The sequence below is a fragment of the Streptomyces sp. NPDC047453 genome (genome assembly GCF_040643155.1).
In the GTDB taxonomy this organism is placed as follows: Bacteria; Actinomycetota; Actinomycetes; order Streptomycetales; family Streptomycetaceae; genus Streptomyces.
On record NZ_JBEYTS010000006.1, the window covers coordinates 192752 to 216992 of the forward strand.

Consider the following 24241-nt stretch of genomic DNA (forward strand, 5'->3'; position numbering starts at 1 on the left):
ACGGGCACCCGCCCGGGTGGGGCCCGGGGCACATGGCGGCCGGGTGACACCAAAGGCGGCCGGAGGGGTACGTAGCTCTCCATGACATCCGAGACACCCGAGCGTCCCGAGCCCGTCGTGCCCACGGCCACCTACCGGCTCCAGCTCCAGCCCGAGTTCCCGTTCGCGGCCGCGGAGCGGGCCGTGCCGTACCTGGCCTCGCTCGGCGTCTCGCACCTGCACCTGTCACCCGTCCTCCAGGCCGTGCCGGGCTCCGCGCACGGCTACGACGTCGTGGACCCCACGCGGGTGCGCGACGAACTCGGCGGCGAGGAGGGCCTGCGGGCGCTGGCGCGCACCGCGCGGGAGCACGGGCTCGGCCTGGTCGTGGACATCGTGCCGAACCACATGGCCATGGCCCCGCGGTACAACCACGCCCTGTGGGAGGTGCTGCGGGAGGGCCCCGCGTCGCCGTACGCGCGCTGGTTCGACATCGACTGGGAGGCCCAGGGCGGCAAGGTGCTGCTGCCCGTGCTCGGCCACCCGGTCGGCCGGGAGACCGGCGAGCTGACAGTGGACGGCGACGTCCTGCGCTACCACGACCACGCCTTCCCACTGCGCGAGGGCACCGGGAGGCTGCCGCTGCCCGAACTGCTGGACGCGCAGTGGTACCGGCCGGTGTGGTGGCGGCTGGCCCGTACGGAACTGAACTACCGGCGTTTCTTCAGCATCTCGGAGCTGATCGGGGTGCGGGTGGAGGACCCGGAGGTGTTCCGGGCGACGCACGCCAAGATCCTCCAGCTGCTGGCGGAGGGGGTGGTCGACGGGCTGCGTGTCGACCACCCGGACGGGCTCGCCGACCCCGACGCCTACCTCCGGCGGCTGCACGAGGCGACCGGCGGGCGCTGGACGGTCGTCGAGAAGATCCTCTCCGACGGCGAGCACCTGCCGGCCTCCTGGCCGGTCGCGGGCACCACCGGCTACGACGCCCTGCGGCACGTCGACGGCCTGTTCACCGACCCGGCCGGAGCGGACGAACTGGCCGAGCGCTACCGCGGGTTCGCCGCTCCGCGCGATGACAGCGGCGGCGACTGGGAGGCGACGGTACGGCGGGCGGCGGACACGGTGATCACGCACGAACTGGCCGCCGAGACGGAGCGGCTGACCCGGGTGGCGAGCCGGCTGTGCGCCACCTCCCCGGACCCGGCGCTGCGCGACCGCGCGCCCTGGGCGCTGCGCACCGCGCTGCGGGAGCTGCTGGTCCGACTCCGCGTCTACCGGCCCTACGCCTCCGTGGACCCGGCGTCCGTGGTCACCGAGCAGGCCGCCGAAGAGGCCCGGCACGCCTTCGTGGTGCCGGAGGAGGGCGAGGCCGTCGACGTGGTGCGCGACCTGGTCGTCGGGCGGGCCGGATCCGGGCCCGGCGCCATGGAGTTCCGCACCCGGTTCGCGCAGGCAGCCTCCGCGCTGCGTGCCAAGTCCGTGGAGGACACCGCCTATTACCGGTACGTGCCGCTGCTGTCGGCCAACGAGGTGGGCGGCGATCCCGGTCACCCGGCGGTGTCCCCGGAGGACTTCCACACGTACTGCGCACGGGTGCAGCGCGACTGGCCGGACACCGGGACCGTGGTCTCCACGCACGACACCAAGCGCAGCGCCGACGTACGGGCGGCGCTGGCCGTGCTCACCGAGTGCCCGCGCGTCTGGGCGGACCTGCTGGACGAGGTGACCGGCGGCGGGGAGGGCGTGCCGGACGCGCAACTGGCGTGGGCGGCCTGGCAGACGGTGTTCGGCCTCGGCCCGGCGGACGGGGAACGCGTGCGGCAGGCGCTGCTGAAGCATGTGCGGGAGGCGGGCCTCCGCACGAGCTGGACCGAGCAGCGGCCCGCCTACGAGGAGGCGGTGGCGCGGTTCGTCGACGAGGGGCCGTGCGGGGCACCGGCGGGGCCGGTGACCGCCCTGCGTACCGCGCTCGAACCGCATATCCGGGCGAACGTCCTGGGCACGGCGCTGGTGCACCTGACGATGCCCGGCGTGCCCGACGTGTACCAGGGCACGGAGGCCGAGTACCGGGCCCTGGTCGACCCGGACAACCGGCGCCCGGTGCGGTTCCCGCCCGCCGACGCCGGAGACAAGGGCGCGGTGACGGTGGCGGCGCTGCGGCTGCGCGCCCGCCGGCCGGAGGTGTTCGGCCCGGCGGCGACGTACGCCCCGCTGCTCGCCGAGGGGACGGCGGCGGCCCACTGTGCGGCGTTCGAGCGCTCCGGGGAGGTGGTCACGGCCGTGACCCGGCTGTCGCTGCGCCTGGCGGAGGCGGGCGGCTGGCGGGACACCCGACTGCCCCTGCCGCCGGGCCGGTGGTCCGACGCACTGGCCCCGGGGCGGGAGTTCGAGGGGCACGTGCTCGTGGCGGAGCTCTTCGAGCGGCTGCCGGTGGCACTGCTGGAGCGTGCTTGACAGGACTCGGCGTCCGTGGGGTACTGCGGAATGCGAAGCCGGGAGGACAGGTCGGGGGTGAGTCTCCTGCCGGATCTGCGCTACCCCAGTGTTCCCGAACTGGTCGCCGCCGCCCGTGCGCTGGCCGCGTACCGGCCGGACCGGTGCGTGCTGAGGGAGGTCGGCCACTCCCGCGCGGGACGGCCGCTGCACCTGCTGTCCGTCGGGCACGCCCGGCGGGCGGTGCTGGTGGTCGCCGGCGCCCACGCCAACGAGCCCACCGGCGGCTCCACCCTCCTCGCCGTCGCGCACCGCGTGCTGCGCGAGGAGCGGTTGCGGGCGGACACCTCCTGGCACTTCCTGCTGTGCGCGGACCCGGACGGGGCGAGTCTGCACGTCACTCCGGCCCCGCGCAGCCTGCTCGACTACCACCTCGGGTTCTTCCGGCCCGCCGGGCCCGAGCAGCCGGAGTGGTCGCCCTCCGTGCTGCCGCCCGACCGGCTGCCGCCGGAGACGCGGGCACTGACCGGGGTCATCGACGAGCTGCGGCCCTACCTCCAGGTGACGCTGCACGGCACCGAACTGGGCGGCAGCTGGGTGCAGTTGACCCGGGACGTGCCCGGGCTCGCCGAGCCGTTCGGCAAGTCGGCGGCACGGCTGCACATCCCGGTGGAGACGGGCGCCTCGGACGCGGCGGGCTGGCCGGTCTCGGGGCCCGGGGTCCGGGTGATGCCGGGGCCCGGCGCGGGCCCGGCGTATCCGAGCATGCCGGACGACGCGCGGCACAGCACCTGGTTCCGCCCGCACCGGTACGGCGGCATGACCGCGATCGTGGAGGTGCCGATGTGGGCGAGCGACCTGGTGGACGATCCCGCGCCGCATCCCGCCCCGGCGGCGGCGATACGGCGGCTCGCGCACCGGCTGCTGCGGGACGCGCGGGAGGTGGAGCTGGTCCTCACCGACGCGCTGCCGCGCCTGCACGGGGCCGACGGGCCGCTGTTGCGGGCGGCGAAGTGGGGGCTGAGCCTGGTGCCGGGACTGGCCGCGGACTGGATCCACACCCCGCCCGCGGACACCACGATGGCCTACGTCGGCAGCGTGGACGCGTTCGGGCGCCGCCTGCCGCTGCGGGCCGCGGCGATGCTCCTGCGGACCCTGCGCGAGGCCGACGACCGCGCCGCCCCGGACCTGGAACACCTCGTGACCACCTGGAGCGAGTCCTTCGCCCACCGCTTCCACGCCCGCTGGGTCCCCGTGGAACACCAGGTGGAACACCAGAGCCGCACAGTAGTCACCACAGCCCACCAGGCCCGCACGTCCCCCACGTGACCCGTGGGCCGCGCCGCACGCATGGAAGCGGCACGCCCCCTCAACCCCGCCCCAGGACACGCACGCGTGTCGGGCGCGCGGCGGACGTCCCAACCGCCGTGCGTCGGGCCTCAGTTGCTCATGGCGAAGACGGCGCCCGTTCGGGCGTTCAATTCGCAGGTGTTGGAGAAGGTTTCCGTGTAGTCGATCAGTCGGCCGTGCCACTGGCCGCGGGCGTGGGCCGTTGCGGGGGCGTAGATCATCGGGCAGAGGACGTCCCGGTGGGGAATGCCGTGGATGTCGCCGCCGGAGGAGCGGAGCTGGGTGCAGGCGTCGGCCGCGTGGGCGTGGCCCCGGGGCGGGTCGCACAGGAGCAGGGCGCCGCGGACGTCACCGGAGCGCTCGTCGCCGTGGGTGACCGTGACGTAGAGCCAGTCGGACTGGCCGGTCGGCCGGTGGGCGGCCGTGGCCGGGGCGGCGCCGGCGAGCAGGAGTGCGGCCCCTGCCATCAGGCCACGCCGCAGGCGGGTCGTGGCCGCCTTGGTGAGGTGGGTCATTCCCGGTGTATCGGCACGGCCGCCCGCGTCCCCCACCCCGGCTCACCCGATCGTGAGCGCACGCGCGCGTGCCGCCCGGCGAGTTCGCACACGGCCAGCACCACCCGCGTCTGGTACTCGGCCTGCCGGGCGACCGGTATCCAGCGCGCCCGCAGGTTGTCACGGTAGTCGGCGCACCCCTGCTCGATGAACCGGTCCAGTTCGGGCAGGACCCCGGCCCGGTCGTACCCGGCACCGCGCACGAGCCGGTGCAGCAGTCCGGCGGTGCGCAGCGCCAGCCGCCGCCCCGCGATGCGCAGCGCGGCCAGGTGGGCGTTGGTCAGCGGCGGGAGCGGGCGCAGCGTGCCGTCGTCGGTGTCGGGGTCCCACGCGTCGGCGAGCCCGGGACAGACCAGGAGGTAGTCGTCCACCGGCGCGAGCAGCCGGCCCGCGTCCGGCACGTCGGCGAGGTGCGGCCGGACCCGCTCCAGCAGCCGCTCCATGAGCCGGATGTCCTCGCGCAGGGCGCGACTGACGGCGCGCAGCACCCCGTCCGGGTCCGCGGGCGCCGAGCCGTCGGACACGGCGTCCACACCCCACATGGGCGCCTCGACGACGGCGGTCACGGTGCCGTGCCGCTGCGGGTGGAACCATGTCGACTCCACCGCCGCCTCGGTGATGGCGGCGGCCAGGCCGCCCCGGCGCGGCGGCGGGATCCGGTAGACGGCGGGCCCCAGACGCGGCCAGTACAGGGGGTCGTACGCGCCGAGTTCACGCGGGATGCCGAGCCGGGCCGCGGCGTGCCCGACACGCCGTGCGAGGCCGGGCAGTTCGCGGGTCACCTCGACGAAGCCGCCGCCGACGTCGACGCCGTGCAGCGAGCACTGGACGAAGGGCCGAAGCTCGTCCTGGAGTTCGAGCAGCGCCCGGGTCTCCGGCAGCGCGGCGGCCGCGGCGCCGTCGGGCAGCCACTCCGGCTGCTCCAGGAACCCGGGCCGGAAGAAGTCCCGGAAGTAGTGGCCGAGGTCGTAAGGCCCCCTGAGCCAGCCCTCGTTGTGCCGTGAGCCGTCGGGGTCGAGGCACAGCAGCAGGTTCCAGGTGACGTCGGTGTCCGCGCCGCCGCGGCCGGCCAGCACGCGTTCGGCCAGCCTCAGTGCGGTGGCGCCGCCCACGGGCTCGTTGGCGTGCGGTCCGGCCACCACGAGGGCCTGGCGGCTGCCGTGGCCGACGGAGAGCAGCCACAGGGGCAGGCCCCCACGGGAGGTGCCGACGCGGCGCAGCCGGGCGTCCCGGGGCCGGCGGGCGACAAGTGCGGCGGCGTGTGCGCCCAACTCGTCCACGGACGGATAGTGCGGGAGTGGCGGCAGAGCACACCTCCACAGTGCGGCGCCGGCGCTTCACCACATGTACATGGCGTACACACAGTCAGTCATGACTTGTCGGATACGTCAACACCAGCGTCCGAAAAAGGACTTGACCCGCCGTATCGGATGGGCCGGGGCCGGTGGCGGCGGGGTGGCTCAGTTCGCGGAGAGCCGGAACGCCACCTGGCCGAACCCGACCTGGTCGCCCTCGCGCACGACGGCCGCGCCGACCACGCGCCGCCCGTTGACGGTCGTGCCGTTGGTCGAGCCCAGGTCCCGCAGCACCCACATCCCGCCCTGGTGGCGCAGTTCGGCGTGCACGCGGGAGACCGTCTCGTGGGTCAGCCGCAGACCGCTGGCCGGATCGCGCCCTATGCGCAACGGGTGACCGCTGCCGGGAAAGGGCAGCAGCAGCTTGGGCAGCCGCTCGGCCTGCCAGGCCCGGCGCAGCCGTACGCCGAAACCGGACACCGCCTCGACCGTGCCGAACACCAGCCGGGACACGCGCCCCTCGGTGCGCAGATCGGAGGTGAGCGCGGCGAGTTCGTCCGGCCGGCGGGCGGCCAGGGCCAGTTCCATCCGCCGTACGAACGTGTCGTGCGACAGCCGGCCCATCGCGACGCCGTCACGGAGCACCTTCAGCGCCTTGTCGCGCTGCGCGTCGGAGAGCCGCGCGGGGTACGTGTGGGACTCGAAGGACGACGTCACGTTGGTGATTGTCGGTCAGTCGACCCCGCGTGTCCAGCTACCACGGAGACACACACCAGCCACGCGGATCCGGCGACACCCGCCGGAAAAGAGGGAATCCAAAAGCGGATTGATCTCTTGTGGCGCACCATGGACAGGCTACGTCACGGTGAGCGAACGAAGGGGAACCGTCCGTGCAGTTCGAGGTGTGGGCACCACAGGCCGGCCGTGTGACGCTCCAGTGCGACGGCGCCACGCGCGCGCTGGAGCGCGATCCGGAGCGAGAGGGGTGGTGGACGGGTGAGGCCGAGGCGCGCGACGGCTCGCGGTACGGATTCGCGCTGGACGGCGGCCCCGTGCTGCCCGACCCGCGCTCGCCGCGGCAGCCGGACGGCCCGGACGGGCTGAGCGCGGTCGTCGAGCACGCGCGGTACACATGGCGCTCCGCCGACCGGGCCGGGCGCCCGCTGCCCGGCGCGGTCCTGTACGAGCTGCACATCGGCACGTACACGCGTGAGGGCACCTTCGACGCGGCCGCCGAACGGTTGCCCCATCTGGTGGAACTGGGCATCACCCACGTGGAGTTGCTGCCCGTGTGCCCGTTCCCCGGCCGGCACGGCTGGGGCTACGACGGCGTGTCGCTGTGGGCGGTGCACGAGCCGTACGGCGGACCCGAGGGGCTGAAGCGCTTCGTCGACCGGGCCCACGAGCTGGGCCTGGGCGTGGTCCTGGACGTGGTGCACAACCACCTGGGTCCGTCGGGCAACCACTTGCCGCGGTTCGGACCGTACTTCACCGACACCCACCACACCCCCTGGGGCGCCGCCGTCAACCTGGACGCGCCCGGCTCGGACGAGGTGCGCCGGTTCCTGGTCGGCAGCGCGCTGGCGTGGCTGCGCGACTACCGGATCGACGGTCTGCGCCTGGACGCGGTGCACGCCCTGGTGGACACGCGCGCGTGCCACTTCCTGGAGGAACTGTCGACGGCCGTGCACGCGCTCTCCGCCGACCTGGGCCGCCGTCCGTTCCTGATCGCGGAGTCGGACCTGAACGACCCGCGGATCATCACCCCGCGCGCGGAGGGCGGTCTCGGCCTGGACGCCCAGTGGAACGACGACTTCCACCACGCGCTGCACTCCGCGCTGACCGGCGAGTCCCAGGGCTACTACGCCGACTTCGGGCGGGCCCCGCTCGCGGCGGTCGCCAAGACGCTCACCGGCGGCTACTTCCACGACGGGACGTACTCCGGCTTCCGGGGCCGCCACCACGGCCGCCCGCTGGACCGCACCCGGGTGGCCGGGCACCGGCTGCTCGGCTACGGCCAGACCCACGACCAGGTCGGCAACCGCGCCCGGGGCGACCGCCTGTCCACGCTGCTCGCCGGCTCCCCCGGGCTGCTGGCCTGCGCGGCCACGCTGACGCTGACCGCGCCGTTCACGCCGATGCTGTTCATGGGCGAGGAGTGGGCGGCCGGCACGCCGTGGCAGTACTTCACCGACCACACCGATCCGGAACTCGCGGAGGCGGTGCGACGAGGCCGGCGGCGGGAGTTCGCCGAGCACGGCTGGGCGGAGGAGGACGTGCCCGACCCGCAGGACCCGGCGACCCGCGACCGCTCCTGCCTGGACTGGTCCGAGCCGGGGCGCGAGCCGCACGCGCGCGTGCTGGCCTGGTACCGCCGGCTGACCGCCCTGCGGCACGAGCAGCCCGACCTCACCGACCCCGACCTCGCCGACACCAAGGTGGCCTACGACGAGGAGGCCCGCTGGTTCGCCTTCCGGCGCGGGGACGTGCTGGTGGCGCTCAACCTCGCCAAGGAGCCTGCGGAGATCCTCCTCGGCAACCGCCCCACCGAGGTGCTGGCCGCCTGGGAACCGGTCGCGGCACCCGGAGCGGACGGGCTGCTGCACGTGCCCGCGGAGTCGTGCGCGGTGCTGTTGCAGCACTGAGCACGGCACCGCGCCCGGACGGCCCCTACTCCCCGGTGTCCGCAGTGTCGGCAGGGTCCGCAGGGTCCTCCCGGAACTCCGTCACCCGCTCCAGCAGGATCGCCTCCCAGGCGTGGCGCAGCTGGGACCTGAGGAGCGGCAGCGGACTGCCGTCGCGGCCGTCGAGACGTGCGGCGAGGCGGATCACGGTGTCGCAGCGGGCCAGCCACAGGCCGCGCAGGCAGGGCCGGGCGCTGTAGCCGGCGAGGGTGGCGGCGCGCACCGCGGCGGGGGAACCGACGGCGACGGCGACGCCGGCGATGTCCTCGGCCGGGTCGCCGACCACGGCGTCGGTCCAGTCGAGGACCCCACGCACCCGGCCGTCGGCGCTCACCACCAGGTGCTCGCCCTTGAGGTCGTGGTGGATGAGCACGGCGGTGCCGGGCTGGGCGGCGAGCTGGGCCGCGGCGGGCGCGGTGAGCTGGGCCATCCGCGCGGGGTCGAACTCGTCGGCGGCGCCGAGGCGTTCGGTGGCGTGCACGGCCATGCGGCGCAACGCCTCCAGGGAGCGCGGCGCGGTGCGCGGGACGCCGAGGGTCTGGGCCTGCCGGGCGGGGACCTCGCGCAGCCCGGTGAACAGCCCGGCCAGGTCGTCCTCGCCGACGGCGGAGACGTCGTGCTCGCCGGCCGTGCCGCCGGTGATCCGGGTGTCCAGCGTGTACGTCAGCCCGGGCGCCCACTCGCCGCGCGCGACGCTGGCCGGGACGGCGACCGGAAGGTGCGGGCGGATCAGTTCGCGCAGCCGCAGTTCGCGGCGCTGGCGCTCGGCGGCCTCACGGTCGGGCGCCAGGCGCAGCACATGGCGGGCGCCGACCCACCAGGTGGAGTGCTCGCCGCCCTCGGCGACGGGCCGGATCTCGGGTCCGGGGGCGGTGTCCGAGCCGTCCTTGAGCAGGGTGCGGACCAGTCTGCGGACGGTGTCCGCGGTGGGTGTCGGTGCCTGGGTCATCGTCGCGCCGTGTGGTTGCGGTTGCGGGGTGGGGACTACCGGTGGTCAGTCCACTATGACCATCTCCCGGGTCGTGTCGTTGAGGCGGCGGCCCCCGTCCTCGGTCACGGTGACGATGTCCTCGATGCGCACCCCGAAGCGGCCGGGCAGGTAGATGCCGGGCTCCACGGAGAAGCACATGCCGGGTACGAGGGGCTGCTCCTCGCCCTCGATCATGTAGGGCGGCTCGTGCGTGGTGACGCCGATGCCGTGGCCGGTGCGGTGGATGAAGTACTCGCCGTACCCGGCCCGGGTGATGACCGCGCGGGCGGCGCGGTCGACCTCCTGGCAGGAGACGCCGGGGCGCACCGCCCGGAAGCCGGCCTCCTGGGCCTCGCGGACGATGTCGTGCACCCGCCGCTCCTCGTCGGTCGGCTCGCCGACGTGCACGGTGCGGGTGGTGTCGGAGCCGTAGCCGTCCTTGAGGCCGCCGAAGTCGAGGACGACCATGTCGCCGCGCTCGATGACGCGGTCGCCCACCTCGTGGTGCGGGTTGGCGCCGTTGGGGCCGGAGCCGACGATGGTGAAGTCGACCTGGGAGTGCCCGAAGCGCCGCAGCAGGCCGGCGAGGTCGGCGGCGACCTCGGATTCGCGGCGGCCGGAGAACCGCACCTTCCGGATCTCCTCGAACGCGGCGTCGGCGGCCGCGCCCGCCGCCGCGAGCAGTTCCACCTCGGCCGCGTCCTTCACCGCGCGCAGCATGGGCAGGGCCTCGGTGAGGGAGGCGTAGGAGGTCTTGGGCAGCACCTGCTGCAGGGCGAGCAGGTGCATGGCCCAGGTGTTGTCGCTGATGCCGAACCGGCCGCGGTCGTCGAGGAGGGCCGCGGTGACGGCGTAGGGGTCGGTGCCGTCGGTCCAGTCGCGCAGGGCCAGTGCGGACGCGCCGGACGCCTTGGCGGCGTCCGGGGCCTCCAGGGTGGGGACGACGAGTACGGGTTCGCGTCCGGCGGCGACGACGAGCAGCGTGAGCCGCTCGGTGACGGCGGTGGGCGCGTACCCGGTCAGCCACACCAGGTCCGGCCCCGGCGCCACCAGCAGTCCGGCCAGCCCGGCATCGGCCGCCGCGCGGGCGGCGCGTTCCAGCCGGGCCCTGTAGTCGTCGGCGGTGAAGGGCGCGAGCGCGATGCCGGTCATCCGGGCCTCCGTATGCGGCTGAAACGGTGAGGAAGGCTACGGGCAGCATCCTGCCCGGCCACGCCGTGCGACGCGAGCCGGTTGGAGATCTCGACCACGCCCGCGCCGCCCGTCCGCACCGGCCGGGCCCCAAATCGCACTCGGCCATCGAACGAGGGACGAACCACGGCTCGGAGCGCGGGCCACAAGCCAGGCAGGCCACGGACCGGGGCGGGGCACGGGACGTGGTGGGGGTCGTCATGTGACGATGCCCGGGGTGACGGTCAGTTGCTGGTGGCCGCCGCCGGCGTGGCGCACGGTGAGGACCACCGCCTGCCCCGGGCGGGACCCGGCGACCGCGCGGGCCAGGTCCGCCGCCGTGTCGACCCGGGTTCCGCCGAAGACGAGCAGTACGTCACCGCGGATCAGGCCCGCCGTGTACCCGGGGCCGGGGACGTGGATGCCGACCACCCGGGCTCCGGACTTGCCGTCGTCCACCACCTCCACGCCCAGCGTCGGACGCACCGGCACCGGCACGGGCGCGGCGGGCGGTGTCGCGGGCGCGGAGGCCGGCGCCCGATCCGTGCGCACCCGGGTGCCGGCCTGCCGCTGCGGCTCGGCGGGGGCAGGCCGGCTCGTGCCGATCACCGTGAGGCCCACTGTGCCGAGGCCGACCCCGGACAGGACCAGGACGATCGCGGCGAGCAGCCCGCACACCAGGGCCGCTAGGCGGCGGCCGCGGCGGCGCACGGCGAGCGGGCGCCGGACCGGGCCGTGCTCGCCGCCGCCGGGCTCCTGTCCTGGCATCGGCTTGGGACGCAACGCTGTCTGATCCATCGAACGCCTCCGGCTGCCGCTGTTCGGTGGGCGGTCAGCCCACAGGGAGGGCGGGGGCGGGCGGGCGGTCCGGGAGGAAGGCGTGGGCCCGGCGGCCCAGCCACTCGGCCTTGTAGCGGTCGACGCTCCGGTGCCAGTTGAGGATGCCCGCCATCCAGTTCTGGAGGTCGGCCACGTAGCCGAGCGTGGCCGCGCGCCCCTCCTCGGAGAGCTCGAAGTCATCGTGGACGACGGGGAGTTCGTGGGCGACGACGTGCTCGAACTGGCGCATGCGCTGGTTCATCATGTCCTGGACGACCTTGAGCGCGGCCGGGTAGTCGATGCCGAAGAAGTGCTGTACGACCAGGATCGCGTTGTGGATCTCGCCCTCGTACTCGATCTCCTTCTGGTACGAGAAGACGTCGTTCAGCAGGCAGGCGTAGTCGACGGCCGCGTTCTCCAGGGAGCGGACCGGGCCGCTGCGGTAGACCTCCGCGGGGATGGCCGGGCCGTATCCCATCCGGCACAGGCTCAGGGTGAGGTCGGAGCCGAAGGTGGCGCGCCGCATCTCCAGGTAGTCGACCGGGTCGGGGACGCGGTTCTGGAGCTGGTTGGAAAGCTCCCACACCCAGCTCTCGGTCATCGAGTCGATCGCGTGCTTCAGGGTGCGCCGCTGGTCGGGGGTCATCTCCGCGGTGGTCCGCGCCCACAGGTCGGTCAGGCTCCGCTCCATGGCGTTGAGCGGGACCGGCGCCGCCTCCCCCGCCACGGGCATGCAGGCCGACAGGCGGGCCGTGGTCGCCTTCGCGGCGACCAGGTCGCGGCGGTGGCCGTACACCAGCGGGTAGTAGTCGTCGCCGTAGGTGCCGAAGGCGAGCCACTGCGCGCTCAGGTCGAGCGCCTCGGGCGTGGCGTCCGGGTCGATGCCGGCCGAGCACAGCGCCAGGTCGTAGGCGGCGAGCTTGTCCTCGTCCCACACGCCCTCCTCGAGGATGCCCATGCTGTGGCACCAGTCGACGAGGCTTCGCCGGGAGCGGTCCAGATGCGGGCTCAGCCTCAGCGGGTAGGGCATGCGGAGGTCGGGGATGCGGGACGGGCCGACCTTCTCGAAGGGCACGTGCGTGTACGCGCGCAGCCTCTCCGCCCCGGCCGCTGCGAGCAGCGCGTCCACGTCGGCCGCCGAGGTGCCGGGGCCTGCCACTCGCTGCCAGGGGCTGGTGGACCGGGCCCGCTCGTTCATGTACCGGCTGGAGCGCATGTGCCACTCGTGGCCGCCGGACTGCCAGTCCTGGAGGCCCTTGGCGTACGCCGCCACCGCCGCGGTCTCTGCCGGGTTGAGGCCCTTCTCCAGGGCCACGGCGGGCACTTCGGTGAGCGCGGTGTGCTCGAACTGGTGGAGGCGGGAGGTGAGGACGTCGTTGACGGAGTCGGCGGCCTCCTGGGTGGTGCACCCGAAGAAGGTCTCCAGGACCAGGACGCCGTTGCTCAACTCGCCCTCGTCCTCGACCTCCCGCTGGTAGGAGAACAGGTCGTTGCGCAGGTGCACGGCGTCGGAGAACGTCTCCATCAGCACCCTGAGCGGCCGGGTTCCGGCGACGGCGGCGGGCACTTCGGCGGTCGCGTACTCCACCAGCCCCGCCGACCAGGGCGCGCCGCCGACCTTGCGGCGCATCTCGATGTACTCGACGGGGTTGGCGATCCGCCCCTCGTTGATGTTCGACAGCTCCCACAGGGACTCGTTCAGCAGGTGCTCGGTGGCCACCGCGAACCGGTGGCGCCAGTCGGCCGACATCGACGGCACCGTACGCGCCCACAGGTCGGCGAGGCCGGCCTCGACCGGGTTGCGCGGCTCGGGGACGGGGGTCTCGGGGTCGAGGGGCATGAACAGGGGGAGCCGGTCCAGGTAGGCCTTGCCGCCCGCGCGGTCCTGGCTGCGCTTGAAGGTCTCCAGGAAGTGGTCGTCGAAGAAGAAGACCCACACGTACCAGTCGGTGATGAGCGACAGGGCGGGCCCGTCGCAGTCGGGGTGGGTGTAGGCGCAGAGCAGTCCGTAGTCGTGCGCGTCGAGGTCGGACTGCTCCCAGATCCCGGAGCCTTCCAACATGCCCATGTCGCGCGCCCACCGCGTCGAGTGGGCGCGGGCCTCGTCGACGTTCGGGTTGAGCCGCGCGGGATACGGCATGTAGAAGTGCGGGAGTTCGAAGGGCTGCTGCGTCATGGCCGGGCCCTACCCGCGACACTCCGGCACCATCCGTACGCACCAACCCGATCACTCCATCGCGTGAATCCGCACGTGAACGGGGTTGTCGCGCGGCGCGGCAGGCCGCCCGGCGGTCAGGTCCTGACCTGGATCAGCGCGTGCGTGCCCGCGACGCGCCAGTGCTCGCCCTCGGCGGCGTCCAGCGCGGCCTCGGTGTCCGCGTCCAGGCCGGTGATCACGTCGGACTTCAGGGTGCGCAGAGCGGCGAGGGGGCCGGGGAAGTAGCCGGTGGTGTCGGCGAACGGGGTGGTCGGGGGCCACAGGCGGTCCCCCACCAGCCTCCGGTAGTTCAGGTCGCCCTTGAACACGGTCAGCGTGGCCGCGGCGAACTCCTCGCGCAGGTCGGCGGGCATGGCGCCGTAGGGCAGCGGGGCGCAGGAGAAGGGGTGTGCCCGGACCGTCAGCCGGCCGTCTGCCATCGCCGACCACAGGTGACGCCCGTACTGCGCGGCCGCGCCGGGAGCCGCCGTCAGCCGGCGTACGGCGTCGACGACATCGGCGGTGGTGGCGTCGGAGACGTAGTACGGGTACGGCTTGACGTGCAGGACCGCCCGCCGGACACGGCCCTGGGCGAGGAGGTGGGCGACGAGGAGGAGATCGGGGACGAGTTCGCGACCGGCGTTGTCGGCGACCAGGCAGAGCGTGCCGGTGCCGGAGGACGGCAGCAGCGACCAGAGGGCCGCCCTGTCGTCGGCGACCAGGGCGGGGACGGGCGGCCCGGCCTCGGCGCCGCCCGCCGACAGCCGGAAGCCGAGGTCGGCGCGGTTGCCCCAGAGGGAGCCGTGCAGCAGGGCGTCCGCGCGCTCCGCCGCCGGCTTGCCCTCCAGCTCGTCGAGCGCCGCGAGTTCCTCGTCGGTCTCCGGGGAGTCGAGTTCGGCGAGTTTGGACGGGCGGAAGGGGTCGATGCCCTGCCAGGGCCCGGGCCCGAAGTAGCCGACGGCTTCGAGGAGACGGCGGTAGAAGTAGCTCTCGGACCACAGCCACGGCACGTCGAACCAGGAGTGCCCGGCGTACTGTCCCATGCCCCAGGCCTGCCAGCGGTCACGGTCGGGCGCGGCGGCGGGAAGGTCGTCGATGACGCCCTCGGCGCAACTCTCCAGCAGCACGTCCAGGGCGCGGTGCTGCTCGGGGCCGTAAGGGAAGGCGTCGCGCACCTGCCGGACGATGGCCGGGTGCCGTTCGGCCAGCACGCTGTGCGGGAAGGAACCGGGTTCGTCGCCGACGAGTACGGGCGCGGACGGGTTGGCGGGCATGCGCCTCACCGTACCCGGCGGGTCATACGACGACGATCTCCCGCTCCAGCCGGGTGACGAGGCTCAGATAGCGGGGGCGCCGGTGCACCGGCACCAGGCCGCGGATGAGCAGGTGCCACATCTCGGTCGTCCTGCGCGGCAGCCGCCCCATGGGTTCCAGGGGCCGGCCGGCGACCCGGGTGCCGACGAAGAAGCAGACGAGGGAGTGCGCGACGGCGTGGACGTCGACGTCCTGCTGGATCTCGTACTCCTTGACGGCGCCGAGGAGTTTGCCGGTGGCGATGTCCAGCCACTCGGTGAACGGGTGCCGCAGCGGCGGGCGCACCTCGACTCCTCCGGTGGCCAGCCGCAGGCCGGCACGGGTGACGGGGCCCTCCACGGTGAGGCGGGTGAGCGCGTAGGTGATGCGGATCAGGGCCTCCAGCGACGAGTAGCCCTGCTCGTCCACGCGGCTGGTCACCTGCCGGGCGGCCCGGGACTGCAACTCCAGGATGGCGTGGGCCAGATCCTCCTTGGCCGCGAAGTGGAAGTACAGGGCGCCCTTGGTGACGTGTGCGTGTGCGACGATGTCGCTCAGGCTGGTCCGTTCGTAGCCGTGCCGGTCGAACAGGTCGGCGGCGGCCGTGATGATCGTCGCGCGGGTCTGTTCGGCGCGTAACTGCCTCGGCATGGACAGAACACTCCCGGGGCCGTAACGAACGGGGCGTGCCGTTTGTTTCTCACTCCGCGTACACGATAGCTCACGGCTCCGAGGCGTCCACCAGGGCCCCTTGGAGCTTCCGCCGTCACCCGCGGCGCTCCGGAAACGCAGACCTCCGGCGGAAGCAGACGGGACGCGCTGTATCGGCGCCCGCGGCACTTCCCCGCTCATGTGCCGCCGCTCGCGGGCCGGTTGAACGCTTCGCGCCCGCCGCCCGTACTGGACCGCGCAGCAGTCCGTTTCCCCGCCGGCCCAGGAGACGTCTCCCGATGACCCGGACGACCGCGCCCCTCGGGCGCACCGCAGCCGCCGCGGCGGTGTCGGTCCTGCTCACGTTGTGGGCGGCCGGGCCCGCACGAGCGCACGGCGCCCCGACCGACCCGGTCAGCCGGGTGTTCGCCTGCTCGCCGGACGGGGGCGGCCGGGCCGGTTCGTCCGCCTGCCGGGCGGCCGTCGCCGCGAACGGCGCCCCCTTCACCGCGTGGGACAACCTGCGGGTGGCCAACGTGGGCGGCCGGGACCGCCAGGTCGTCCCCGACGGAAAGCTGTGCAGCGGAGGACTTGCCGCGTACAAGGGCCTCGACCTCGCCCGCGCCGACTGGCCGTCGACCCGTCTGGTGCCGGGCGCGGGGCTCACGATGTCGTACGCCTCGACGATCCCGCACGAGGGCACGTTCAAGCTCTATCTGACCAGGCAGGGCTACGACCCGGCGAAGCCGCTGACCTGGTCGGATCTGCCCGCCCGGCCCTTCGCCGAGGTCAAGGACCCGCCGCTGACGGGCGGCGCGTACCGCATCGGGGCGACGCTGCCCGCCGACCGGACGGGCCGTCATGTGCTGTTCACCATCTGGCAGAACAGCAGCACCCCGGACACCTACTACTCGTGCTCGGACGTGGTGTTCGCGAAGGCGACGAACGGGACCGGCGGTACGAGCGGTTCGGGCGGCACAAGAGGAACGGCCGCACCGGCCGGACCGAGCGACTCCGGCCGCTCGGGCGGCAGCCCGGCCGTCACTACGCCGAAGCCGGGCACTCGGGCCCCGGGTCCGAGCCCCTCGCACGGACCGCACACGACCGCTCCGGCGCGGCAGACGCCGGACTCCGCCGCCGCCCAGGCGCGTTCGGGCGCTCCCGACAGCAGCCCGGTGGCGTCCGAGACCGACACCGGCCAGGGTCCCTCCGCGCCACTGCCGGCCGTCGCCGCCGCTGCGGTGCTGGTGCTCACCGGGGGCGCCGCCCTAGCCCTGCGGCTGCGCGGCCGCTGAACACGCTTGTGCCGGCCGGCGGCCGGCTGTTGCCTCACCCTCGGCCGGCTCCCGGACCGGGAGCCGCGGCGGTGTACCCGGCCGCGACGGCTTCCGGACCTCGCCGCTCGTACCGCCGGACCGCCGCCGCGAGGGCGAGTCCGTACGGTGCCAGGACGGCGGCGAGCAGAACGTAGGAGGACAGCGGAAGCCCCGTCATGCCCAGCAGCGGGCCCAGCGGACTGACCGGGAGCAGCAGCCCGACGAGCGCGAGGGCGGCCGCGGCCCGGCCGACGGGTCCGGGCAGCCGCCGCCGGCCGCCCTCGTTCCGGCCGGTGCGCAGGAGCACCATCACCAGGGCCTGGGTCAGCAGGTTCTCGGTGAACCAGGCCGAGTGGAAGACGGCCTCGTCGTTCAGCGCGTCGGGCCCCCACAGGACGAGGGCGAGGACGGCGAAGGTGGCGAAGTCCGCGACCGCGTTGAGCGCGCCGAACCCGGTGATGAACCGCAGGAAGGCGCGTGGCCGCAGCGCGGTCGGGCGCCGCAGCGCCGCCTTTCCCGGACGGTCGTGGGCGAAGGACGACTGGGCCGCGTCGAAGCAGAGGTTCTGGACGAGCACCTGCACCGGGAGCATCGGCAGGAAGGGCAGCAGCAGGCCCGCGACGAGCATCGCTGTGACGTTGCCGAGGTTGGAGGAGAGCGTGACGCGCAGATAGGAGGCGATGTTGCCGCTGGCCCGCCGGCCGGCCGCCACGGCGTGGCCGATCGAGGTGAGGTCCTTGTCGGCGAGCACCACGTCGGCGCTCTCCCGGGCGATGTCGCAGGCCGCCCGCGGCGCGACGCCGACGTCGGCGGCCCGCAGCGCGGGCACGTCGTTGGCGCCGTCGCCGAGGAAGCCGACGGTGTGTCCCGCGGCCCGCAGCGCGGCCACGACCCGGGCCTTGTCGTCCGGCGTGCAGCGGGCGAAGACGGTGGAACGGGCGGCGGCCGCCGCGAGGGCGCCGTCCTCGCCGGGCCCGGAGCCCACGGTGTGCACCTCCCCCACCTCGACCCCCAGGTCACGGCAGACGCGCGCCGCCGTGCCGGGGTGGTCGCCGGTGAGGATCTTCACGGTGACACCGGCTTCGGCGAGCCCGCGCAGGGCCTCGGCCGCGGTCGGCGCGAGCGCGTCGCGGAAGGCGATCAGGCCCCGGAAGGTGAGACCGCGCTCGTCGGCGGGGGTGTAGTCGCCGGTGCGGGCGGTGCGTTCGGCCGTGGCGAGGGCCAGCAGCCGCAGCCCGGCGTCCGCCTCGCGCGCGGCGAGCTCCCGCAGCCGCTCGCGCTCGGCGGGCTCCAGCGCGCAGCGCTCCAGTACGTCCTCCACGGCGCCCCGGACGACGAGGACGTGCCTGCCGAACCGGCCCCGCACCACGGCGGTGGCCAGGCGCCGTACCGGGTCGAAGGGGACGACCGCGACCCCGTCGTGCTCCTCGCCGACCGCTCCGGCGGCCTCCAGGAGTGCCTCGTCGAGCGCGTCCGGCGCGGGCAGTTCGGCGAGCTGGAGGGTCCACCAGGCGCCGACCGCGGCCCAGCGCAGCACCTCCGGGTCGTCGCGGCCGTCCGCGTCGAGGGCCCGTTCGACGACGGGCCGGTCCTGGGTGAGAGTGCCGGTCTTGTCGACGCAGAGCACGTCGACGGCGCCCAGGTCGTGCAGTGCGGGCAGCCGCTTGACGATGACGCCGTGCGCCCCCGCGAGCTGCCGGGTGCCGCGGGCCAGGCAGAGGGTGACGATCACCGGCAGCATCTCGGGCGTGAGTCCGACGGCCACCGCCACGGCGAAGGGCAGCGTCTCCAGGCCGCGCCCGCGCAGTGCCGCGTTCGCCATCAGCACCAGCGGCGGCGTCAGCAGCATGAACCGGATGAGCACCCAGGAGATGCCCTGCACGGAACGGTCGAAGGCGCTGGGCTCCGTCCGGTCCCCGCGCCCGCGGCCCGTGGTGCCGTGGGCGGCGGCGAACCGCGTCCGCGCTCCCGTGTCCACCACCACGGCGGTGGCCGTGCCGGTGGCGACGCTGCTGCCCTGGAAACACAGGTGCGCCTGTCCGAACGGGCCGCGTTCCCCGAGCCCCGGCTCCTCCACGGCCGCCTTGGCGACCGGGGCGGACTCGCCGGTCAGCGCGGCCTGATGCACGGTCAGCCCTCGGGCGCGCAGGAGTCGTACGTCGGCCGGTACGCGGTCGCCGGGGCCGAGGCGGAGCACGTCGCCCGGCACCAGTTCGGTGACCGGGACCTCCCGGGCGCGCGGCTGTTCCCCGCCGTCCGTCCGCCGCAGCACGGTGGCGGTGCCGGCGATCAGTTCGCGCAGCGCGGCCATGGACCGGTCGGCCCGGTGCTCGCCGGTCGCGCGCAGCACGCAGCTGACCACGACCAGGCTCAGGATCACCGCGGCGGTGCCCCAGGAGGCGACGAGCGTGGAGACCAGACCCAGGCAGAGCAGTACGGCCGTGAACGGATCCCGCAGGGAGCGCACCCACAGCAGAGGCCAGGACGGGGTGCGCACCTCGGGGACCGTGTTCTCGCCGACCGCCGCCAGCCGGGCCTCCGCCTCGGCGTCGGTCAGCCCGCGCGGGCCGCTGTCGAGCTGCCGCAGTACCTGGAGGGGTGTTCCGTCGGGCGCGGCCGGGCGGGCCGCCGCGAGCTCAGAGGCCACGGAGGCGGCGCGCCGGGGCGTCGGCGGCGGCGCCCCGGTCGGTGAGCCGTGCGACCGTGAGCCGTACGACGTCGACCACGTCGGGGTCGTCGACGAAGTAGACCTGCCGCCGGCCCTCGCGGCGGGAGCGGACGAGCCCGGCGAGCTTCAGCTTGGTCAGGTGCTGGCTGACGGCGGGCAGCGCGCCGCCGACCCGCTCGGCGAGCCCGGTGACATCGCTCTCGCCCTGGGCCAGTGCCCACACGATGTGCAGCCGGGCGGGCGAGGCGAGCAGCCCGAAGGCCGCGGCCGCCTCCGCGAGTACGTCGGCGGGCGGATCCTCGAAGCCACTGCCGGCTGCCGCCACGGTCGTCTTCCTCCTGTTGGCGCACGCGTGCGCCAATGCACGCCTGGTACGAGTCGCACCAGTCTAGGCGGCCCGGTACGAACGGGACCCGCCGGAACTCGTCCGCCGGAACTTATCCGTCGCTCCGTTAGTTTCTACGTTGCTGTAGATGCAGCACGGAACGTGTTAGGCCACCCCGACACCACACTTGGAGAGCACATGGCCCTGTGGGACCGCATCAAGGACTCCGCGACGCAGATGCAGACCCAGCTCGTGGCGAAGAAGAACGACCTGAAGAGCGGTGCCTTCCGGGACGCGAGCATGGCGATGTGCGCCCTCGTGGCCGCCGCCGACGGCACCGTCGACCCTTCGGAGCGCCAGCGAGTCGCGCAACTGATCGCCACCAACGAGGTGCTGCAGAACTTCCCCGCGGACGATCTGCGCCGCCGCTTCGAGGAGAACCTGAACAGGCTGACCGCGGACTTCGACTTCGGCAAGGTCAGCGTGTTGCAGGAGATCGCCAAGGCGAAGAAGAAGCCCGCCGAGGCCCGTGCCGTCGTCCAGATCGGCATCGTCATCGGCGGCGCGGACGGCGACTTCGACAAGACCGAGCAGGCCATGGTGCGCGAGGCCTGCTTCGCCCTGGGACTGCCGCCGCACGAGTTCGACCTCTGAGCCGGCGGGTCCTTGAACGCCCGGGTGCCGGACGGTCGTCCGTCCGGCACCCGTTGAGCGAGCGGTGTCACGGCCCCGCGGGCCGTGTACCCACCGCGGTGGATCAGCCGAGGCCCGCCGACTTCAGCCAGGCCTTGGCCACGTCGAGCGGGTCCTTGTTCTGCGACTGCACCTGGGTGTCCAGGTCCAGCAGGGTGGCCGTGTCCAGCTTGGCGGAGACCGCGTTGAGCGCGTCGACGCCCTTCTGGTCCAGGCCGGACTTGTACACCAGCGGCTGGACGTTCTCGAAGCCGAAGAGGTTCTTCGGGTCCTGGAGGACGACGAATTTCTCCTTGGCGATGGTCGGATCCGTGGTGAACACGTCGGCGACCTGCACGGTGTTCTTCTTCAGCGCCGCCTGGGTCAGCGGGCCGCCCGCGTCCAGCGCCTTGAAGGACTTGAACTCCAGCCCGTACTCGGACTTCAGGCCCTTCAGGCCCTGATGCCGGGCCTGGAACTCCGGCGAGCCGCCGATGACCAGGTCCTTGGCGGCGTCCTTGAGGTCCGCGATGGAGGACTTCTCGGTGAGGCCGTACTTCTTCGCCGTCGCGGCGTTGACGGTGACGGAGTCCTTGTCCTCCGCGGGCGCCGGCTCCAGCAGCGTCAGCCCGGAGTCCAGCTTGGCGCTGATGGCGGCCGTCGTCGCCTCGACCGTCTTCGGGGCGGCCTTGGAGTCGAGATAGGCCAGCAGCGCCCCGTTGTACTCGGGCAGCACGGTGATCGAGCCGTTCTTGAGCAGACCGTAGGTGGTCTCGCGGCTGCCGATGTTGGGCTTGTACTCGACCTTGATGCCCTTGGCCTTGAGGGCCTCGCCGTAGATGTCGGCGATCAGGATGCTCTCGGCGAAGTTGTTGGAGCCGACGACGACCGTGCCGCCGGCCGCCCTGCCCTCCGCGAGCGGGTCCTTGCCGGAGGAGCCGCCGGAGGAACACCCCGCGAGAAGCGCCGCGGTGGCGGCGAGTGCGACGGCGGCCGCCCCGAAGTGGCTCTTGCTGGACTTGGTGCTCTTCGTGTTGGAAGTCACAATTCCTGTTCCCGGCTGAGAGGTTGTTCGGGCGCATGGCAGCGGCGGCAGCACGCGGGGCGCGAGTACCGCCGTTTGATCCAATCCAGCGGCTTCTTCGTCAGTCAAGAGGCGCCGGGTCACCGATCGGCTTCGATGCGTGGCAGGTGGTGAGGACGGAGGGCACCCGGGGAGGCCGGGGATCCAACCCGGCCTCCCCGGGGTGCCGCTCCGCCGCCCGCGGTCAGCCGCCATGGCGCACCCCGGGCGACACCGTCACCCGCGCGACCGCCCAGAACACCGCGAGCGTCGCCAGCGCCATCACGGCGACCAGCGCGGCGCCGCCCACGACCTTCTCGTAGTCGTGCTGGTAGAGGCCGTCGACGATGTACCGGCCGAGGCCGCCGAGGCTGACGTACGCGGCGATGGTGGCCGTGGAGACGATCTGGATGGCCGCCGAGCGCAGTCCGCTGAGGATCAGCGGGAGGGCGACGGGCAGTTCGACCTGGAACAGGACGCGCGACTCGGCCATGCCCATGCCCCGGGCGGCGTCCACCGGTGAGGGATCGACGGAGCGCATCGCCTCGTAGGTCGTGATCAGGATCGGCGGGACGGCGAGGACGACCAGCGGGATCATCACGGGGATCTTGCCGAAGCCGAGCAGGATCACCATCAGCACCAGCAGGCCGAAGCTGGGCAGTGCCCGCCCGGCGGTGGCGATCAGGGCGAGGGCGTTGCCACCGCGCCCGTAGTGCCCGGTGAGCAGGCCGACCGGCAGGCCGATGACGGCGGCCAGACCCAGGGCCATCAGCGAGTACTGGATGTGCTCGACGAGGCGGGTCGGGATGCCGTCGTAGCCCTTCCAGTGGGAGGCGTCGCTGAAGAAGGCGTTGATGAAGTGCAGTACGTTCACCGGGCTGCGTCCTCCAGTGCGGGCGTGGCCGGTTCGGGCCGGGCCTCGGCGTCCGTGATGGTGCGGCGGCGGGTGCCGCTCGGCATCCAGGGGGTCAGCAGCAGGCGGACGAGGACGAGCAGGGCGTCGACGACGACCGCCAGGGCCGCCGTGGTGAGGACGGAGTTCCAGGCGAGTTCGGGCCGGTTGTAGATCTGCGCGTCGTGGAGCAGATTGCCGAGGGCGCCCTGGTTGCCGATCAGCATCCCGACGCTGACGAGCGAGATGCTGGAGACGGCGGCCACCCGCAGCCCCGCGATGATGGCGGGCACCGCGATCGGCAACTGCACCTGGAGATAACGGCGTACGGGTCCCAGGCCCATGGCGGTGGCCGCGGCCAGGGTTTCCTGCGGCACCGAGCGGACGCCGTCGACGATCGCCGGGACGAGCACGACGAGGCTGTAGACGGCGAGCGGGATCATCACGGTGAGCTCGGTCTGGCCGGTGTAGTCGATGAGGACGACGAAGAACGCCAGCGACGGGATCGCGTACAGCACGGTCGTCAGGCCCAGCACGGGCGGGTACAGCCAGCGGAACCGCACGCACAACTGGGCGAGGGGCAGGGCGGCGACGAGACCGGCCAGCACCGGCAGCAGGGCCTCGCGCAGGTGCAGTCCGATCAGGCCGAACCAGCTGTGCTGGAGGTCGCTCGGAATATCGAAGAAACGGTTCATCCGGCGACCCCGGCCTCGGCGCCGGCTTCAGCCCCGGCGTCGGCGCCGGCCTCTGCCGCGACCCCCGCGCCGGCCTCCGTCCCGGTACGCCCCTCGGCGTGGGCGCTGCGGATCGCCTCGCCGATGGTCTGCTGCGAGACGACGCCGACCGCACGGCCGGTGCCGTCCACGGCGACCGCCCAGCCGGTCGGCGAGAGCACGGCGCCGTCGAGGGCGGCGCGCAGCGAATCGTTGCCGTACTCGAAGGGCCGCCCGTGCGACAGGAGCCGTGCGGCGTCGAGGGGGCCGTCGGCCAGCGCGCCCGGCTCGCTCCAGCCGAGGGGTCTGCCGTCCGGGTCGGTGACGAGGAGGTAGGGCACGTCGGGGGTGGCGCGGGCGGCGATCTGCTCGGCGGTGGAGTCGGCGGTGACGATCGGGGTCTTCGTCAACTCCAGTCCCCCGGAGGCGAAGAAGGACAGCCGTCGGATGCCGCGGTCGATACCGAGGAAGTCCTCGACGAAGTCGTCCGCGGGCGCGGAGAGCAGTTCGGCGGGCGGGGCGTACTGGGCGAGCCGGCCACCGGTGCGCAGGACCGCGACCATCGTGCCGATCTTGACGGCCTCGTCGATGTCGTGCGTGACGAAGACGATGGTCTTGCCCAACTCTTCCTGAATGCGGAGCAGTTCGTCCTGGAGGCCCTTGCGCACCACCGGGTCCACGGCGGAGAACGGCTCGTCCATCAGCAACACCGGCGGGTCGGCGGCGAGCGCCCGCGCCACGCCGACGCGCTGCTGCTGGCCGCCGGAGAGCTGGTACGGGTAGCGCTTGGCGAGCGAGGCGTCGAGGCCGACCCGCTCCATCAACTCGGCCGCCCGCGCCCGGGCCTTCTGCTTGCCCCAGCCGAGCAGGCGGGGCACGGTCGCGATGTTGTCGACGATGGTGCGGTGCTGGAAGAGCCCCGCGTTCTGGATGACGTACCCCATCGACCGGCGCAGGGTGTTGACGGGCTGTTCCTGGATGTCGACGCCGTCGAGGAGGATGCTGCCCCCGGTCGGCTCCACCATCCGGTTGATCATGCGCAGAGTGGTGGTCTTGCCACATCCCGACGGTCCGACGAGGACGGTGATCGAGCGGTCCGGTATGTCGAGCGAGAGCCGGTCGACAGCCAGCGTGCCGTCCGGATACCGCTTGGTGACTGAATCTATCCGTATCAAAACGCCGAATACCCTTCGG

General features: G+C 73.5%; 20 protein-coding genes. 5 read left to right on the forward strand and 15 right to left on the reverse strand.

What is annotated here, in order from left to right; translation table 11 throughout:
• The first annotated feature begins 81 nt into the window (after window positions 1-81).
• The gene (gene treY / locus ABZ818_RS08785) at window positions 82-2436 is read left to right on the forward strand and encodes a malto-oligosyltrehalose synthase (RefSeq protein ID WP_361412399.1); all 2355 of its coding nucleotides are present in this window, start codon (window positions 82-84) and stop codon (window positions 2434-2436) included.
• Window positions 2437-2493: 57 nt separating this feature from the next.
• Entirely contained in the window at window positions 2494-3744 is a 1251-nt protein-coding gene (locus ABZ818_RS08790; RefSeq protein ID WP_361412401.1) for a M14 family zinc carboxypeptidase, read from the forward strand.
• Between the two features lie 110 nt (window positions 3745-3854).
• On the opposite strand, the gene ABZ818_RS08795 is transcribed toward ABZ818_RS08790, so the two are convergent.
• The 3 genes from ABZ818_RS08795 to ABZ818_RS08805 form a co-directional block, all read right to left on the reverse strand.
• Window positions 3855-4280, reverse strand: a complete 426-nt coding sequence (locus ABZ818_RS08795; protein ID WP_361412403.1) for an SSI family serine proteinase inhibitor — start codon at window positions 4278-4280, stop codon at window positions 3855-3857.
• The gene (locus ABZ818_RS08800; protein ID WP_361412405.1) at window positions 4277-5599 is read right to left on the reverse strand and encodes a M14 family zinc carboxypeptidase; all 1323 of its coding nucleotides are present in this window, start codon (window positions 5597-5599) and stop codon (window positions 4277-4279) included. Before ABZ818_RS08800 ends, ABZ818_RS08795 begins: the two co-directional genes overlap by 4 nt.
• A gap of 180 nt (window positions 5600-5779) precedes the next feature.
• Window positions 5780-6331: a DUF1707 and FHA domain-containing protein gene (locus ABZ818_RS08805; RefSeq protein ID WP_361412407.1), complete on the reverse strand. Its 552-nt coding sequence runs from the start codon at window positions 6329-6331 to the stop codon at window positions 5780-5782.
• Window positions 6332-6504: 173 nt separating this feature from the next.
• Between ABZ818_RS08805 and treZ the strand changes: the two genes are divergently transcribed.
• The gene (gene treZ / locus ABZ818_RS08810; protein ID WP_361412409.1) at window positions 6505-8259 is read left to right on the forward strand and encodes a malto-oligosyltrehalose trehalohydrolase; all 1755 of its coding nucleotides are present in this window, start codon (window positions 6505-6507) and stop codon (window positions 8257-8259) included.
• Window positions 8260-8284: 25 nt separating this feature from the next.
• Here treZ and ABZ818_RS08815 read toward each other — a convergent pair whose 3' ends face one another.
• From ABZ818_RS08815 to ABZ818_RS08840, 6 genes are all read right to left on the reverse strand, one after another.
• Window positions 8285-9247 (reverse strand): aminoglycoside phosphotransferase family protein, encoded by a 963-nt coding sequence (locus ABZ818_RS08815; RefSeq protein WP_361412411.1) that lies wholly within the window; start codon window positions 9245-9247, stop codon window positions 8285-8287.
• A gap of 45 nt (window positions 9248-9292) precedes the next feature.
• A complete protein-coding gene (locus tag ABZ818_RS08820; protein WP_361412413.1) occupies window positions 9293-10420 on the reverse strand; it encodes an aminopeptidase P family protein in 1128 nt (375 codons plus the stop codon).
• A 237-nt stretch (window positions 10421-10657) separates the two neighbouring features.
• Window positions 10658-11236 (reverse strand): PDZ domain-containing protein, encoded by a 579-nt coding sequence (locus ABZ818_RS08825; protein WP_361412415.1) that lies wholly within the window; start codon window positions 11234-11236, stop codon window positions 10658-10660.
• A gap of 34 nt (window positions 11237-11270) precedes the next feature.
• Window positions 11271-13433 (reverse strand): germacradienol/geosmin synthase Cyc2, encoded by a 2163-nt coding sequence (cyc2, locus tag ABZ818_RS08830; RefSeq protein WP_361412417.1) that lies wholly within the window; start codon window positions 13431-13433, stop codon window positions 11271-11273.
• Window positions 13434-13549: 116 nt separating this feature from the next.
• A complete protein-coding gene (locus tag ABZ818_RS08835) occupies window positions 13550-14728 on the reverse strand; it encodes a damage-control phosphatase ARMT1 family protein (RefSeq protein ID WP_361412419.1) in 1179 nt (392 codons plus the stop codon).
• A 22-nt stretch (window positions 14729-14750) separates the two neighbouring features.
• On the reverse strand, window positions 14751-15398 hold the full coding sequence (locus tag ABZ818_RS08840; protein WP_361412421.1) for a ScbR family autoregulator-binding transcription factor: 648 nt from the start codon (window positions 15396-15398) through the stop codon (window positions 14751-14753).
• A gap of 299 nt (window positions 15399-15697) precedes the next feature.
• Between ABZ818_RS08840 and ABZ818_RS08845 the strand changes: the two genes are divergently transcribed.
• Entirely contained in the window at window positions 15698-16693 is a 996-nt protein-coding gene (locus ABZ818_RS08845) for a lytic polysaccharide monooxygenase (RefSeq protein WP_361412423.1), read from the forward strand.
• A 34-nt stretch (window positions 16694-16727) separates the two neighbouring features.
• Here ABZ818_RS08845 and mgtA read toward each other — a convergent pair whose 3' ends face one another.
• Both mgtA and ABZ818_RS08855 read right to left on the reverse strand, forming a co-directional pair.
• The gene (gene mgtA / locus ABZ818_RS08850; protein ID WP_361412425.1) at window positions 16728-19361 is read right to left on the reverse strand and encodes a magnesium-translocating P-type ATPase; all 2634 of its coding nucleotides are present in this window, start codon (window positions 19359-19361) and stop codon (window positions 16728-16730) included.
• On the reverse strand, window positions 19351-19707 hold the full coding sequence (locus ABZ818_RS08855) for a metalloregulator ArsR/SmtB family transcription factor (protein WP_225075702.1): 357 nt from the start codon (window positions 19705-19707) through the stop codon (window positions 19351-19353). Before ABZ818_RS08855 ends, mgtA begins: the two co-directional genes overlap by 11 nt.
• A gap of 198 nt (window positions 19708-19905) precedes the next feature.
• Here ABZ818_RS08855 and ABZ818_RS08860 point away from each other — a divergent pair, with 198 nt between their 5' ends.
• Window positions 19906-20361 (forward strand): TerB family tellurite resistance protein, encoded by a 456-nt coding sequence (locus tag ABZ818_RS08860; RefSeq protein ID WP_141357183.1) that lies wholly within the window; start codon window positions 19906-19908, stop codon window positions 20359-20361.
• Between the two features lie 103 nt (window positions 20362-20464).
• Here ABZ818_RS08860 and ABZ818_RS08865 read toward each other — a convergent pair whose 3' ends face one another.
• From ABZ818_RS08865 to ABZ818_RS08880, 4 genes are all read right to left on the reverse strand, one after another.
• Complete coding sequence (locus ABZ818_RS08865; RefSeq protein WP_361412428.1) at window positions 20465-21424, reverse strand: ABC transporter substrate-binding protein; 960 nt, start codon at window positions 21422-21424, stop codon at window positions 20465-20467.
• A gap of 223 nt (window positions 21425-21647) precedes the next feature.
• Window positions 21648-22316, reverse strand: a complete 669-nt coding sequence (locus ABZ818_RS08870; RefSeq protein WP_361412430.1) for an ABC transporter permease — start codon at window positions 22314-22316, stop codon at window positions 21648-21650.
• Entirely contained in the window at window positions 22313-23029 is a 717-nt protein-coding gene (locus ABZ818_RS08875) for an ABC transporter permease subunit (protein ID WP_361412432.1), read from the reverse strand. Before ABZ818_RS08875 ends, ABZ818_RS08870 begins: the two co-directional genes overlap by 4 nt.
• On the reverse strand, window positions 23026-24222 hold the full coding sequence (locus ABZ818_RS08880; protein ID WP_361412434.1) for an ABC transporter ATP-binding protein: 1197 nt from the start codon (window positions 24220-24222) through the stop codon (window positions 23026-23028). Before ABZ818_RS08880 ends, ABZ818_RS08875 begins: the two co-directional genes overlap by 4 nt.
• Between the last annotated feature and the right edge of the window lie 19 nt (window positions 24223-24241).